At 72.6% G+C, this 13,879-nt stretch carries 12 protein-coding genes; 10 read left to right on the top strand and 2 right to left on the bottom strand.

What is annotated here, in order from left to right; all coding sequences use genetic code 11:
* Window positions 1-50 precede the first annotated feature (50 nt).
* The 10 genes from CTZ28_RS18850 (at window position 51) to CTZ28_RS49300 (ending at window position 11,518) form a co-directional block, all read left to right on the top strand.
* Entirely contained in the window at window positions 51-545 is a 495-nt protein-coding gene (locus CTZ28_RS18850; RefSeq protein ID WP_121890698.1) for a cupin domain-containing protein, read from the top strand.
* 92 nt (window positions 546-637) lie between these two features.
* The gene (gatC, locus tag CTZ28_RS18855; protein WP_018544665.1) at window positions 638-934 is read left to right on the top strand and encodes an Asp-tRNA(Asn)/Glu-tRNA(Gln) amidotransferase subunit GatC; all 297 of its coding nucleotides are present in this window, start codon (window positions 638-640) and stop codon (window positions 932-934) included.
* A gap of 2 nt (window positions 935-936) precedes the next feature.
* The gene (gene gatA / locus CTZ28_RS18860; protein ID WP_121890700.1) at window positions 937-2,430 is read left to right on the top strand and encodes an Asp-tRNA(Asn)/Glu-tRNA(Gln) amidotransferase subunit GatA; all 1,494 of its coding nucleotides are present in this window, start codon (window positions 937-939) and stop codon (window positions 2,428-2,430) included.
* A complete protein-coding gene (locus CTZ28_RS18865; protein ID WP_121890702.1) occupies window positions 2,427-2,669 on the top strand; it encodes a hypothetical protein in 243 nt (80 codons plus the stop codon). The genes gatA and CTZ28_RS18865 overlap by 4 nt, the downstream gene beginning before the upstream one ends.
* Before the next feature lie 15 nt (window positions 2,670-2,684).
* A complete protein-coding gene (gene gatB / locus CTZ28_RS18870) occupies window positions 2,685-4,199 on the top strand; it encodes an Asp-tRNA(Asn)/Glu-tRNA(Gln) amidotransferase subunit GatB (protein WP_121890704.1) in 1,515 nt (504 codons plus the stop codon).
* A gap of 234 nt (window positions 4,200-4,433) precedes the next feature.
* Window positions 4,434-6,662, top strand: coding sequence for an MMPL family transporter (locus tag CTZ28_RS18875; protein WP_121890706.1), 2,229 nt, complete (start codon window positions 4,434-4,436; stop codon window positions 6,660-6,662).
* On the top strand, window positions 6,640-7,215 hold the full coding sequence (locus tag CTZ28_RS18880; RefSeq protein WP_121890708.1) for a GNAT family N-acetyltransferase: 576 nt from the start codon (window positions 6,640-6,642) through the stop codon (window positions 7,213-7,215). The genes CTZ28_RS18875 and CTZ28_RS18880 overlap by 23 nt, the downstream gene beginning before the upstream one ends.
* Before the next feature lie 35 nt (window positions 7,216-7,250).
* Window positions 7,251-7,856 (top strand): hypothetical protein, encoded by a 606-nt coding sequence (locus tag CTZ28_RS18885; protein ID WP_121890710.1) that lies wholly within the window; start codon window positions 7,251-7,253, stop codon window positions 7,854-7,856.
* A 198-nt stretch (window positions 7,857-8,054) separates the two neighbouring features.
* On the top strand, window positions 8,055-8,249 hold the full coding sequence (locus CTZ28_RS18890; RefSeq protein WP_121890712.1) for a hypothetical protein: 195 nt from the start codon (window positions 8,055-8,057) through the stop codon (window positions 8,247-8,249).
* A 164-nt stretch (window positions 8,250-8,413) separates the two neighbouring features.
* Window positions 8,414-11,518, top strand: coding sequence for a helix-turn-helix transcriptional regulator (locus tag CTZ28_RS49300; RefSeq protein WP_121890714.1), 3,105 nt, complete (start codon window positions 8,414-8,416; stop codon window positions 11,516-11,518).
* Window positions 11,519-11,551: 33 nt separating this feature from the next.
* Here the strand turns inward: CTZ28_RS49300 and CTZ28_RS18900 are convergent, their stop codons facing one another.
* Together CTZ28_RS18900 and CTZ28_RS18905 are read right to left on the bottom strand one after the other, a co-directional pair.
* Complete coding sequence (locus CTZ28_RS18900; RefSeq protein WP_183154463.1) at window positions 11,552-12,721, bottom strand: PQQ-dependent sugar dehydrogenase; 1,170 nt, start codon at window positions 12,719-12,721, stop codon at window positions 11,552-11,554.
* 95 nt (window positions 12,722-12,816) lie between these two features.
* Complete coding sequence (locus CTZ28_RS18905; RefSeq protein ID WP_121890718.1) at window positions 12,817-13,815, bottom strand: aldo/keto reductase; 999 nt, start codon at window positions 13,813-13,815, stop codon at window positions 12,817-12,819.
* Window positions 13,816-13,879 lie beyond the last annotated feature (64 nt).

Raw genomic sequence — 13,879 nt, forward strand, 5'->3', positions numbered from 1 at the left:
CACTCTCCGCCGTCCGCACCGCGGCGCCACCGTCATCAGGGGGTTCTGGGATGTCGCTGTTCGTTCCGCAGTTCGACGAGTCCGTGATCGTCCGGGCGGCCGAGGCCGAGGTCGTCGGCCGAGCGCCCACCACCGTGCGCCTGCTGGCCGACAGCAGCCGGACCGGCGGCGCCCTGTCGACGCAGCGGGTCACCCTCACGGCGGGCGCCGACGGCGCCAGACCGCACTGGCACGACAACTCCGCCGAGATGTTCTTCCTGCTCGACGGCGCAGCCGACATCCTCTCCGGCGAGGACGTCGTCACGGCAGGACCCGGTGACCTCGTCGTGGTCCCGCCGGGCAAGCCGCACGCCTTCGCCGCCGTACCCGGCGCCGACGCCGACCTGCTCATCGTCATCACCCCAGGCGTCGAGCGCTTCGAGTACTTCCGCCACCTGCGGCGCGTCGCCCTCGGCGAGGCCACCCCGGAGAGCCTGCTGGAGGTCCAGGAGCGGTACGACAACCACTTCCTGAGCAGCGCGGCATGGGAGGCGCGGCGCGGCTGACGGCGGGCCCCGGCAAACCGTTTCACGGGTACCGGGCCCCGCCCCATAGGATTGGCTCCAAACCACACACACTCACCCCAGAGGATCGCTGCATGCCTGGCATCACGCGCGAGGAGGTCGCCCACCTCGCCCGGCTGGCGCGTCTGGAGCTGAAGCCCGAAGAACTCGACCACTTCGCGGGCCAGCTCGACGACATCATCGGCGCGGTCGCCCGCGTCAGCGAGGTCGCCGACCAAGACGTACCGCCGACCTCGCACCCGCTCCCGCTGACCAACGTCATGCGCGCGGACGAGGTCCGTCCCTCGCTCACCCCCGCGCAGGCGCTGTCCGGCGCCCCGGCCCAGGAGCAGCAGCGTTTCAAGGTGCCGCAGATCCTGGGGGAGGACTGACCATGACGGACATCATCAAGCTCACGGCCGCCGAGACCGCCGCGAAGATCGCCTCCGGCGAGCTGACGGCCGTCGAGGTCACCGAGGCCCATCTCGCCCGCATCGACGCCGTCGACGAGAAGGTGCACGCCTTCCTGCACGTCGACCGCGAGGGCGCGCTCGCCCAGGCCCGCGCCGTCGACGAGAAGCGCGAGCGCGGCGAGAAGCTGGGCCCGCTGGCCGGAGTCCCCCTCGCACTCAAGGACATCTTCACCACCGAGGGCGTTCCCACGACCGTCGGCTCGAAGATCCTCGAAGGCTGGATCCCGCCGTACGACGCGACGCTCACCAAGCGGCTGAAGGCCGCCGACGTCGTGATCCTCGGCAAGACCAACATGGACGAGTTCGCCATGGGGTCCTCGACGGAGAACAGCGCCTACGGCCCGACCGGCAACCCCTGGGACCTCACCAGGATCCCCGGCGGCTCCGGCGGCGGCTCCAGCGCCGCGCTGGCCTCGTACCAGGCGCCGCTCGCCATCGGCACGGACACCGGCGGCTCCATCCGCCAGCCGGCCGCCGTCACCGGCACCGTCGGCGTCAAGCCGACGTACGGCGCCGTCTCCCGCTTCGGCATGGTGGCCTTCTCGTCCTCCCTCGACCAGGGCGGCCCCTGCGCCCGCACGGTCCTGGACGCTGCCCTGCTGCACGAGGTCATCGCCGGACACGACCCGCTGGACTCCACCTCCATCGACGCCCCGGTCCCGCCGGTCGTCGAGGCCGCCCGCAACGGCTCGGTGCGGGGCATGCGCATCGGTGTGGTCAAGCAGTTCCGCGGCGAGGGCTACCAGGCCGGTGTCATCCAGCGCTTCGACGAGGCCGTCGGAGTGCTGAAGGACCTGGGCGCCGAGATCGTCGAGTTGGACTGCCCGTCCTTCGACCTCGCCCTGTCGGCGTACTACCTGATCGCGCCGTCCGAGTGCTCCTCCAACCTGGCCCGCTTCGACGGCCTGCGCTACGGCCTCCGGGTCGGCGACGACGGCGGTCACTCGGCCGAAGCGGTCACCTCCCTCACCCGTGAGGCGGGGTTCGGCCCCGAGGTCAAGCGCCGCATCATGCTCGGCACGTACGCCCTGTCGAGCGGCTACTACGACGCGTACTACGGCTCCGCGCAGAAGGTCCGCACGCTCATCACGCGCGACTTCGAGAAGGCCTTCGAGCAGGTCGAGGCGATCGTCTCGCCGACCACCCCGACCACCGCCTTCGCGATCGGCGAGCGCGCCGACGACCCGATGGCCATGTACCTCGCCGACCTGTGCACCATCCCGACCAACCTGGCGGGCAACGCGGCCATGTCGCTGCCCTGCGGGCTCGCCCCGGAGGACAACCTCCCCGTCGGCCTGCAGATCATCGCTCCCGCGATGAAGGACGACAGGCTGTACAAGGTCGGCGCCGCCGTCGAGGCCGCCTTCGTGGAAAAGTGGGGGCATCCGCTGCTGGAGGAGGCTCCGTCGCTGTGAGCAAGGCACTGTCCAAGGCCAAGGGCTTCAAGAAGTCGAAGTCCGGCACGTACCTGTCCATGGCCACCACCGCGTTCGGTGCGGTCGGCGTCGCCAAGCAGATCAAGAAGGCCCGCGCCGAGCACGACAGGCTGCGCCTGATCGATGCCACCGTGTCCGCCGTCGCCATCGTCACCGGCCTCGCCCTCCTCTACCGCGAGCTGAAGCGGCTGGGCGACGACGACGTCCTGCTGGGCTGAGAGGGAAGTTTCACCGTGACCACCACGACCGACCTGGTGTCGTACGAGGACGCGCTGGCGTCCTACGACCCCGTCATGGGCCTCGAAGTCCATGTCGAACTCGGCACCAAGACCAAGATGTTCTGCGGGTGCTCCACCGAACTGGGCGCCGAGCCCAACTCGCAGACCTGCCCGACCTGCCTCGGCCTGCCCGGCGCGCTCCCGGTCGTCAACGCGACCGGCGTCGAATCCGCGATCAAGATCGGTCTCGCGCTGAACTGCTCGATCGCCGAGTGGTGCCGCTTCGCCCGGAAGAACTACTTCTATCCGGACATGCCGAAGAACTTCCAGACCTCCCAGTACGACGAGCCGATCGCCTTCGACGGCTACCTCGACGTACTGCTGGAGGACGGCGAGACCTTCCGCGTGGAGATCGAGCGCGCCCACATGGAGGAGGACACCGGCAAGTCCACCCATGTGGGTGGCGCGACCGGCCGTATCCACGGCGCGTCCCACTCCCTGCTCGACTACAACCGCGCGGGCATCCCGCTCATCGAGATCGTCACCAAGCCGATCGTCGGGGCGGGCGAGCGCGCCCCCGAGGTCGCCCGGGCGTACGTCCGTGAGCTGCGCGAGGTCATCAAGGCGCTCGGCGTGTCCGACGCCCGCATGGAGATGGGCCAGATGCGCTGCGACGTCAACCTGTCGCTGATGCCCAAGGACGCCGACAAGTTCGGCACCCGTTCCGAGACGAAGAACGTCAACTCGCTGCGTTCCGTGGAGCGCGCGGCCCGCTTCGAGATCCAGCGGCACGCGGCCGTGCTGTCGTCCGGCGGCACGATCGTGCAGGAGACCCGGCACTTCCACGAGGACACCGGTTCGACCACCTCGGGCCGGGTCAAGGAGGAGGCCGAGGACTACCGGTACTTCCCGGAGCCCGACCTCGTCCCGGTGGCCCCCGCGCGCGACTGGGTCGAGGAGATCCGCGCCGCGCTGCCCGAACTGCCGCTGGCCCGCCGCAGCCGCCTGCTCGCGGAGTGGGGCATCTCGGTCACCGACATGCAGGCGATCCTCAACGCCGGTGCGCTGGAACCGATCGTCGCCACCATCGACGCCGGCGCCGACGCAGCCTCCGCCCGCAAGTGGTGGATGGGCGAACTGGCGCGCAGCGCCAACGAGTCGGGCAAGGCGCTGGAGGAGCTGGCGATCACGCCCGAGCAGGTCGCCCGGGTCACCCGGCTGGTGGCCGCAGGCGACCTGAACGACAAGCTGGCCCGCCAGGTCATCGAAGGCGTCCTCGCGGGCGAGGGCACCCCGGACGAGGTCGTCGAGAAGCGCGGTCTGAAGGTCGTCTCCGACGACTCGGCGCTCGGCACGGCCGTCGACGAGGCCATCGCCGGCAACCCGGGCATCGCGGACAAGATCCGCGGCGGCAAGGTGGCCGCGGCCGGCGCCCTGGTCGGCGCGGTCATGAAGGCCACCCGCGGCCAGGCCGACGCGGCCCGCGTCAAGGAGCTGATCCTGGAGAAGCTGGGCGTCAGCGAGGGCTGAACCACCGCGTGCACCAACCGCCCCGGGGGACGCATCGGCTGCGATGCGTCCCCCGGGGCGTCTCCTGGGAAGTTCCCGGTTTCCGCCTCGTGTGAAGAACCCCACGAACCGGGCAAACGATCTCCTTCAGCTGCAAGAGTGGTCTTCGATTGCTCATGCGTTCTTTGCGGGCTGTTTCGTTCATAGACGTTCGTTCCCGGCAAAAGATCCGCACATCACTCTGGGAGCAGGTTCGTGGCAGCCCTTGCACGCTGGTGTGTCCGGCACCGTCTGGTCGCCGTCCTGCTCTGGCTGCTCGCCTTCGGCGGAGTCACCGCTGCCGCCGCCGTCACCGGCTCCGCGTACTCCACGAGCTACGAGGTGCCCGGCACCGAAGCGGGCCGCGCCGGCGAACTGCTGAGCGCGGGCTTCCCGGGCCTGGGCGGTGACAGCGACACCGTCGTCTGGCGCACCGGATCCGGCGGCGTCCGCGCCGCCGACGTCGAGCAGACGATGAGCCGCACCCTGGACGAGATCGCGGACCTGCCCGGAGTGTCCTCGGTGACCAGCCCCTACGACGGCCAGGGCACCGGGCAGATCAGCCGCGACGGCCGGACCGCGTACGCCGTCGTCACCTTCGACCAGTCCGTCGAGCACATCGACAGGTCCGCGGCCCAGGCCGTCGTCCGCACCGCCAAGTCGGCCGAGACGGACGGGCTGCGGGTCGAGTTGGGCGGCAGCGCCATCGGGCTCACCGCGGCGTCGAGCGGGCACCTCGCCGAGGCCATCGGCGTGGTCGTCGCCGCCGTGGTGCTCTTCCTCGCCTTCGGCTCGCTCGCCGCCTCCCTGCTGCCCATCGCCACCGCCCTGGTCGGCGTGGGCACCGCGTACGCCGGCATCGCGCTGCTCGGCCACGCCATGACCGTCGCCGCGTTCGCGCCGATGCTCGGCCTGCTCATCGGGCTCGGCGTCGGCATCGACTACGCGCTGTTCATCGTCACCCGGCACCGCCGCGGACTGAAACGCGGCCTCACCGTGACCGAGGCCGTCACCGAGGCCGTCGCCACCACCGGACGCGCGGTCGTCTTCGCGGGCGCCACCGTGTGCATCGCCCTGCTGGGCATGCTGATCCTGCGGCTGAGCTTCCTCAACGGGGTCGCCGTCGCCGCCGCGCTGACCGTCGTCCTCACCGTCGCCGCCTCCGTGACCCTGCTGCCCGCCCTGCTCTCCCTCATCGGCGAGCGCGCGCTGAGCCGGCGCGAACGGCAGCGGCTCGCCGAGCACGGTCCGCAGCCGGAACTGCCCACCGGCCTCGCCGCCCGCTGGTCGGCGTTCGTGGAACGCCACCCGAGGCTGCTCGGCTCGGTCGCCCTCGCCGTCGTCGCCCTGCTCGCGCTGCCCACCCTCACCCTCCACCTCGGCACCTCCGACCAGGGCAACGACCCCAGGAGCTCGACCACTCGGCAGGCGTACGACCTCATCGCCGACGGCTTCGGCCCCGGCGTCAACGGACCGCTGACGCTGGTGTCACGCGTCGACGGGGCCGACGCCCGGCTCGCCCTCGACAACCTCGACGCCACCCTGCGCGCCACCCCGGGCGTCGCGTCCGTGGCACCGGCGCGGTTCAACACCGGAGGCGACACCGCGTACCTCACCGTCGTGCCCGGCTCCGCGCCGCAGTCCCGGCAGACCAGCGACCTCGTCGACCGGCTGCGCCACGAGATCCTGCCCCGCGCGGAGCAGGGCACCTCGCTCGACGTGCACGTCGGCGGAGTGACCGCGAGCTACGACGACTTCGCCCGCGTGATCGTCGGCAAGCTGCCGCTGTTCGTCGGCGTCGTCATCGGGTTCGGCTGTGTGCTGCTCCTGCTCGCCTTCCGGTCGATCGGGATCCCGCTGAAGGCCGCCGCGATGAACCTCGCCGCCGTCGCGGGCGCCTTCGGCATCGTCGTCGTGATCTTCCAGTGGGGCTGGGGCAGCGAACCGCTGGGGCTCGGCCGGGCCGGACCGATCGAGCCCTTCCTCCCCGTGATCATGGTGTCGGTGCTCTTCGGGCTCTCCATGGACTACCAGGTCTTCCTGGTCAGCCGGATGTACGAGGAGTGGCTGGCGACGGGCGACAACCGGCGCGCCGTCCGTGTCGGCCTCGCGGAGACCAGCCGGGTGATCAACTCCGCGGCCGTCATCATGATCTCGGTGTTCCTCGCCTTCGTGCTCGGCGGCGACCGCGTGATCGCCATGTTCGGCATCGCGCTGGCCGTCGCCGTCGCCCTCGACGCCTTCGTGCTGCGGACCCTGCTGGTGCCCGCCCTGATGCACCTTCTGGGCGGCGCCAACTGGTGGCTGCCGGGCTGGCTCGACCGCCGCCTGCCCAGGATCAGCATCGAACCGCCCGAATGCCGCGCCGCCCATGAGAGGCTCGACGCCGTCGTGGCGGAACTGGAGAAGGAGCAACATCAGGATGTACGCGACAACCCTGGGTGACGACGGCGCCGAACTGCGGCCTCTGGACCCCTGGTACGCCGAGGAGTTCCTCGCGCACCTGGACCGGGGCCGCGAGTTCATCGGGCAGTACATCGCCTTCGGCGCCCGGGCGACGGACGTCGACTCCGCACGGGACGTCCTCACCGACCACGCCGACAAGCGCGCCGCCGACAGCGGTGGCCTGCACGGCATCTGGCTGGACCGGAAGCTGGTCGGCGGCGTGCTGTTCCGGACGTTCGACGCGCAGCAGGGCACCTGCGAGGTCGGCTGCTGGCTGGAGCCCGCCGCGGCCGGGCGCGGACTCGTCACCCGCGCCGCGACCGTGCTCATCGACTGGGCGGTCGAGCAGCGCGGCATCCACCGGGTGGAGTGGTACGCGGCGTCCGGCAACCGGCCGAGCATCAATGTCGCGCGGCGGCTGGGGATGTCCCAGGACGGGGTGCTCCGCGAGAACCACCTCCATCGGGGCGTCAGGCACGACACCGAGGTGTGGTCGGTGCTCGCCCCCGAATGGCGCGCCGCACGCGCGCGTGCCGCTCACAACGATCATTAAGGGACTTCTCAGGAAGCGTCCGTACCGTGCGGGTCATGGGAACGAAGACAGTGGACGACGCCGGGAACGGCACCGAGACCGAGACCAGGACCGGCGAGGCCGAGGCGGCCACCGGCAAGGCGCAGGACGCCGCGGACAGCGGGGCCGAAGCCGCAGACCGGACCGATGAGGCGGCCGGGGAGACGGCTGAGGAAGCGGCCGAGGGGTCGGCCGAGGCGCCGGTCGAGGAAGAGGCGAAGGACGGTCCGTCCGGGGTCGGACTGGGCGCCGCAGCCGTCGTCTCCGCCGTACTGGGCCTCGTCTCGCTGACCGGCGGCTGGATCGGCACCGTCGCCGCCGCGCGCGCGACCCTGATCGGCCAGCTGAAGACCTCGTCGAACGCGAGCGTCGCCACGCAGGTGCAAGCGGTCTACGGCGACGCCTGGCAGACCACCGCGCTGTGGGCCGGAGCGTTCGCGCTGGCGGCGCTGATCGCCGGCGTCGTCGTGCTGGCCCGGCCCGCGTTCGGCGCCCCCGGCACACCGCAGGCCGGCTGGATCAAGTCGGTCGCCTGGGCCGGCGTCTCGCTCGGCGTCCTCGGCCTGCTGCTGGCCGTCCTCAAGTACTCCGACGCACTCCTCGGACTGCCCTCGACCAGCTGAACCAGCCACCTCCATCAGGGGCCTTGGGACCTCCGTAAGCACCTTACGGGGCACGCCTAAGGCCCCTTACGCGCCTCCGGAGCCCGCCACCCGCCGAAAGATGCACAACTCTCCCGATGCGCCGCGCCCCCCTGGCCGACGACGGTGGAGGCATCGCCGACCGCGATGCCGAAACCCGACTCTCCCAGGGGACCCGACATGATCGAGTACGAACTCCACCGGATCCGCGCCGCCGAACTGCACCGCCGGGCCGCGTACGAGCGCCTGGTCCGCGAGGCGCTGCGCGGACGCCGCGCAGCCCGCCGCGCGCCGGCGGCCCGCCGCCGCGCCGGCCGTGAGGCCCCCTCCGATACCGGGCGCCCGGGCCGCCATCGGCTCGCCCGCACCGCATGAGCGCCTCGGCGGAAGCGGGCGGCCGCGCGGAGGACCGCCGCCCGCTCCCGGCCCGCGGACGACCCCACCCGGTCCGCCGTACCACCCGGCCGCCCGCGCCGGACCCGGCGACCGTCCCGCCCTCCCGGTGGAAAACGGATGCCGCGCTGTCGGACCGCCGTGCGATGCTCGGAGCCGTGGAGACCAGGTCCGTCAGTCCCGTGTTCGTCGGCCGCACCGACGAACTGCACACACTGCACGACGCGCTCGCCCGTGCCGCCGCAGGCGAGCCCCAGGCGCTGCTGGTCGGCGGCGAGGCAGGCGTCGGCAAGACCCGGCTGGTCGAGGAGTTCGCCACCGCCGCCGGCCGTCAGGGCGCCGTCGTCGCACTCGGCGGCTGCGTCGAGATCGGCGCCGACGGACTGCCGTTCGCCCCGTTCTCCACCGCCCTGCGCGCCCTGCGCGGCGCCCTGCCCGACGAACTCGCCGCGGCCGCCGCGGGCCAGCAGGAGGACCTGGCCCGGCTCCTGCCCGAACTCGGCGAGGCCGCGCCCGCCCGCGCCCCGGGGCGGCACGACGAGGAGGGCCTGGCCCGCCTCTTCGAACTCACCGCCCGCCTGCTGGAACGCGTCGCCGCCGACCGCACGGTCGTCCTCGTCCTGGAGGACCTGCACTGGGCCGACGCCTCCACCCGCCACCTGCTCTCCTACCTGCTGCGCACCCTGCGCGCCGGCCGTCTCGTCGTCCTCGCCACCTACCGCTCCGACGACATCCACCGCCGCCATCCGCTGCGCCCCCTGCTCGCCGAACTCGACCGGCTGCGCACCGTCCGCCGCGTCGAACTCGCCCGTTTCAACCGTGAGGAGGTCGGCCGTCAGATCGCCGGCATCCGCGCCGCCGAACCGGACCCCGCCCAGGTCGACGAGATCTTCGAACGCTCCGACGGCAACGCCTTCTTCGTCGAGGAACTCGCCGTCGCGGCCTGCGAGGGCTGCTGCACCGGCCTCACCGACTCCCTGCGCGATCTGCTCCTGGTCCGGGTGGAGGCGCTGCCCGAGTCCGCCCAGCGGGTCACCCGGATCGTCGCCGAGGGTGGTGCCACGGTCGCCTACCCGCTCCTCGCCGCCGTCGCCGGGCTCGCCGAGGACGACCTGATCGAGGCGCTGCGCGTCGCCGTGAACGCCAACATCCTCCTCACCGCCCCCGGCGGCGACGGCTTCCGCTTCCGCCACTCCCTGGTCCGCGAGGCCGTCGCCGACGATCTGCTGCCCGGTGAACGCTCCCGCCTCAACCGTCGCTACGCCGAAGCCATGGAGCGCGACCCGGCGCTCGTCCCCGCCGACGAACGCGTCATGCGGCTGGCCAGCCACTGGTACCACGCCCACGACCCCGCCAAGGCCCTGCCCGCCGTCCTCGACGCCTCCGTCGTCGCCCGCCGCCGGTACGCCTACACCGAGCAACTCCGGCTCCTGGAGCGGGCGATGGAACTGTGGGACACCGCCCCCGACCCGGTCAGGGCCGCGCTGCGCCCCGTCGACTGCGCCGAGGTGTATCCACCCTGTGCCGCCACCGCCACCGCCGCCCCGCTGCGCTATCTCGACCTGATGGCCGAGGCCGCCGTCGCCGGACGGATGTGCGGTGAACGGGAACGCGCCCTGAAGATCACCAGGCGGGCGCTGCACCTCCTGGCGGACGAGGACGACCCGCTGCGCGCCGCCTGGTTCTGGACCCAGCGCTCCAGCCTCGTCCAGGCGCTGGGACGCGGCGACGGACGGCACGAACTGGCCACCGCCGAGCAACTGGTACGCGGACTGCCCCCCTCCGAGGTGCACGCCGACGTGCTCGCCAGCGTCGCCAACTGGTCGATGCTGCACGAGCCGGGCCCCGAGGCCCTCGCCGCCGCCGAACGGGCCGTGGAGTACGCGCGCATGGTCGACGCCCGCGAGACCGAACTGGACGCGCGCATCACCCTCGGCACCCTCCGGGTCGACGCGGGCGACGTCGAGGCCGGGCTCGCCGAACTGCGCCAGGTCAAGGACCTGTCCGTGCAGGAGGGTTACACCCATGTCGCGGGCCGTGCCTATGTGAACCTGCCCGCCGAACTCGAAGCGGTCGGCCGCTCCCGGGAGGCCGCCCCCATCCTGGACGAAGGGATCGGCTACACCCAAAGGTTCGGCCTGCTCGGCTCCGAGGCCTGGCTGTGGGCCAACCTCGCCGAGTCCCAGTACGCCCTCGGCCGCTGGAGACAGGCCGCGTCCGCCGCGGCGGACACGACCCGCCGCGGCCCCGGCACCAAGCCCCTGGGCTCGGCCGCGCTGTCCCTGGCACGCCTCGCCCTCGGACGCGGCGACCTGGCCGAGACGGCCCGCCAACTCACCGCCGCCCGCGGCTGCTTCGGCACCCATGACGCGATGCCCCAGCAGTGGCTGCCGCTGGCCCGGGTCGCGGTCGGCGTCGCCGCGGCGGAGGGCCGCCTGCTCGACGCCCGCGCCGAACTGCACCGCGCCCTGGACGCCGGCGTCCCGCCCGGCAGCTACCGCTACGCCTGGCCGCTGGTCCGGGCCGCCGCCACCGCGGAGGCCGACGCCCGCGCCCTGCCCGCGGCGGAACCCGGCCGGCCCGAAGCGCTCGACCGCATCGCCGCCACGGCCAGGAAACTCACCACTGGCGCGCCCGTCTGGCGCGCCCACGACGCATGGGTCCGCGCCGAACTCCGGCGCGCCGCGGGCGAGGACACCCCCGACACCTGGTCCGAGGTGGTCACCGCCTTCGAGTCCCTGGACCGCCCCTACGACCTCGCCCGCGTCCGCCACCGGCTCGCGGCGGCCCTGCTGTCCTCCGGCGGCGGACGCCCGGGGGATCCGTCCGCCGGCGGGGACGACGAGCGGGATCGCGCCACGGAGCTGCTCCGGCTGGCCGGAGCCGTCGCCGAGCACCTGGGTGCCCGCCCGCTCGCCGACGCCGTCGCGCTTCTCGCCCAGCGCGCCCGCCTCACGCTGTCCTGTGCCCCGCGGCGGACGCCCGCCCCGGCCGACCCGGTCGAGGCGCTGGGTCTCACCAGCCGGGAGCGCGATGTGCTCCGCCTGGTATCCGCGGGCCGCACCAACCGCCAGATCGCCGAGGAACTCTTCATCTCCCCGAAGACCGCGAGCGTCCACGTCTCCAACATCCTGGGCAAGCTCGGGGTCTCGGGACGGGGCGAGGCGGCGGCGGTGGCTCATCGGCTGGGTCTGTTCCCGCCGCTGCCGCCCGGGGCGGACGACCGGCTCACCGCGCGGTCACGGCCGTAGCGCACCGGAGCCCGGACGTCGGTCGCTGTCGCCCTATCGCACCTGCAGTTCCAGGATCCGGTCGTCTCCCTTCTTCGGGCTGCCCCGGCCGTCCGTGTTGCTCGTGACCAGCCACAGCTTGTCGCCGCCCGCCGCGACGACCGTACGGAGCCGGCCGTAGGTGCCCTTCAGGAACGCCTGGAGTTCCGCCGCGGCCTGCGTGCCCTTCAGCGGGATGCGCCACAGCCGCTGGCCTCTGAGCCCGGCCATCCAGACGGCACCGTTCACATAGGCGATGCCGCTGGGGGAGGCGACATCCGTGTGCCACTGGGCGATCGGGTTGTGGAACCGGGTGTCCGACGACTTGCCCTCGGCGTCCGGCCAGCCGTAGTTGTCGCCCGGCTTGATCGCGTTCAGCTCGTCCCAGGTGTCCTGGCCGAACTCCGAGGCGAACAGGCGCTGTTTGCTGTCCCACGCGAGGCCCTGCACATTGCGGTGGCCATAGGTGTACACGACGGAGTTCTTGAACGGGTTGCCGGGGGCGGGCTCGCCCTCCGGGGTCATCCGCAGGATCTTGCCGCCCAGGGACTTCAGGTCCTGGGACAGACCCCGCCGGCCGCTCTCGCCCGTGCCCGCGTAGAGCATGCCGTCCGGGCCGAAGGCGATGCGTCCGCCGTTGTGGATGAAGCCCTTGGGGATGCCCCGGAAGACCGTGTCGGGCGCGCCGAGCTGTTCGCCGGCATGCTTCCGCCCGTCGTACAGCATGCGGACGATCCGATTGTCCGAGGCCGAGGTGAAGTACGCGTAGATCATGTGGTCGGAGGCGTAGTCGGGGGAGAGGGCGATGCCCAGGAGGCCGCCCTCGCCGTCCGGGGACACCCCGGACACCTTGCCCAGCTCGGTCTGCCGGCCCGTCGTCTCGTCGACCCGGGTGATCGTCCCGTCGTCCCGGGAGGAGACGAGCAGGCCGCCGCCGGGCAGCGGAGCCAGGCCCCAGGGCGATCTCAGATTCTCCGTGACGGTCCACAGCACCTTCACCGAGCCCTTGGCGGGCGGGGTCGGCTCGGCCGACTGCGCGGTGGGGGAGACGGCGGACGTCGCCCCCTGCGCGGTCGTACTCCCGTTCCCGCCCGGCGGGCCGCCCCCGGCGGAGGAGCAGCCGGCCGTCAGGAGGAGCGCGGTTGCGGCCAGCACGGCCGACACAGCTCGACGTTGCACGATCATGGTCCCTTCGACGCGGCGGTTGCGGCGACGCTCTCTCTATCTCTTACACCGCTCACCCCGCCCGAGTTCCCAGATGGCCGGAGACATCCGCGCCGTCAGTCCCAGGAACCCCGGGCCGGCGGCAGCAGGGACAGTTCCGTCAGATCGTCCGGGGTCAGGGAGACGGCCGCGGCGGACGCGTTCTCCGTCACCCAGCGCTCCCGCTTCGCACCCGGCACCGGAACCACGTGCCGGCCCTGCGCCAGGGTCCAGGCCAGCGCCACCTGGGCCGGCGTGACCTGCTCGCCGTGCCGCCGGGCCACCCGGCGCAGCCCGGCCACGACGGGCTGGTTGGCGGCCATCATCTCGGCCGTGAAACGCGGATGCCGGGCCCGTACGTCGTCCGGCTCGAAGCCCTCGCCGGGGGTCAGCGTGCCGGTCAGGAAGCCGTTGCCGAGCGGCATCGCGGCGAGGAAGCCGACGCCGTGCGCTGCGCACCACGGCAGCAGTGCCTCCAGCGCCTCCGGCGACCACACCGACAGCTCCGCCTGCACCGCGCTCACGGGGAAGACCTGCTGGACCCGCCGGAGCTGGCGCAGGGTCGCGTCGTGCAGCCCGGTTCCCGAGCGGCGCCCGCCGCGTGCGCCCACCGCGCACAGGCCCAGCGCCCGGACCTTCCCGGCCCGGACCAGATCCGCCATCGCGCCCCACGTCTCCTCGACCGGGACCTCCGGGTCGGCGCGATGGAGCTGATACAGGTCGATCACGTCGGTCTGCAGCCGCCGCAGCGACGCGTCGCAGGCCCGCCGCACATACCCGGGGCGGCCGTTGGCCACGACGTGCTGTTCGCCCACCAGCAGCCCCACCTTGGTCGACACGAAGGCCTCCGCGCGCCGCTCCTTCAGCACCCGGCCGATCAGCAGTTCGTTGGTGAACGGGCCGTACATGTCGGCCGTGTCCAGGAGCGTGGAGCCCAGGTCCAGGGCCCGGTGCACGGCCCGGAGCGACTCGTCCCCCCGCTGCCGCGACCCGCTGTACGCCCAGCTCATCGGCATACAGCCGAGTCCGACGGCCCCCACCGCGAGCGCCCCCGCGCCGATCGTCCTGCGCTCCACCTGCTCGTTAACCTCCCTCTTCGGCCCCCAACCTAACCTCTGCCGGATTCCGCGCCTGACATAG

Origin of the sequence: Streptomyces shenzhenensis (assembly GCF_003688995.1) — a bacterium.
GTDB lineage: Bacteria > Actinomycetota > Actinomycetes > Streptomycetales > Streptomycetaceae > Streptomyces > Streptomyces shenzhenensis_A.

Coding starts and splice junctions, on each gene's coding strand:
- CTZ28_RS18850 (WP_121890698.1), top strand. CDS start 51: ATGTCGCTGTTCGTTCCGCAGTTCGACGAGTCCGTGATCGTCCGGGCG.
- gatC (WP_018544665.1), top strand. CDS start 638: ATGCCTGGCATCACGCGCGAGGAGGTCGCCCACCTCGCCCGGCTGGCG.
- gatA (WP_121890700.1), top strand. CDS start 937: ATGACGGACATCATCAAGCTCACGGCCGCCGAGACCGCCGCGAAGATC.
- CTZ28_RS18880 (WP_121890708.1), top strand. CDS start 6,640: ATGTACGCGACAACCCTGGGTGACGACGGCGCCGAACTGCGGCCTCTG.
- CTZ28_RS18885 (WP_121890710.1), top strand. CDS start 7,251: ATGGGAACGAAGACAGTGGACGACGCCGGGAACGGCACCGAGACCGAG.
- CTZ28_RS18890 (WP_121890712.1), top strand. CDS start 8,055: ATGATCGAGTACGAACTCCACCGGATCCGCGCCGCCGAACTGCACCGC.
- CTZ28_RS49300 (WP_121890714.1), top strand. CDS start 8,414: ATGCTCGGAGCCGTGGAGACCAGGTCCGTCAGTCCCGTGTTCGTCGGC.
- CTZ28_RS18900 (WP_183154463.1), bottom strand. CDS start 12,721: ATGATCGTGCAACGTCGAGCTGTGTCGGCCGTGCTGGCCGCAACCGCG.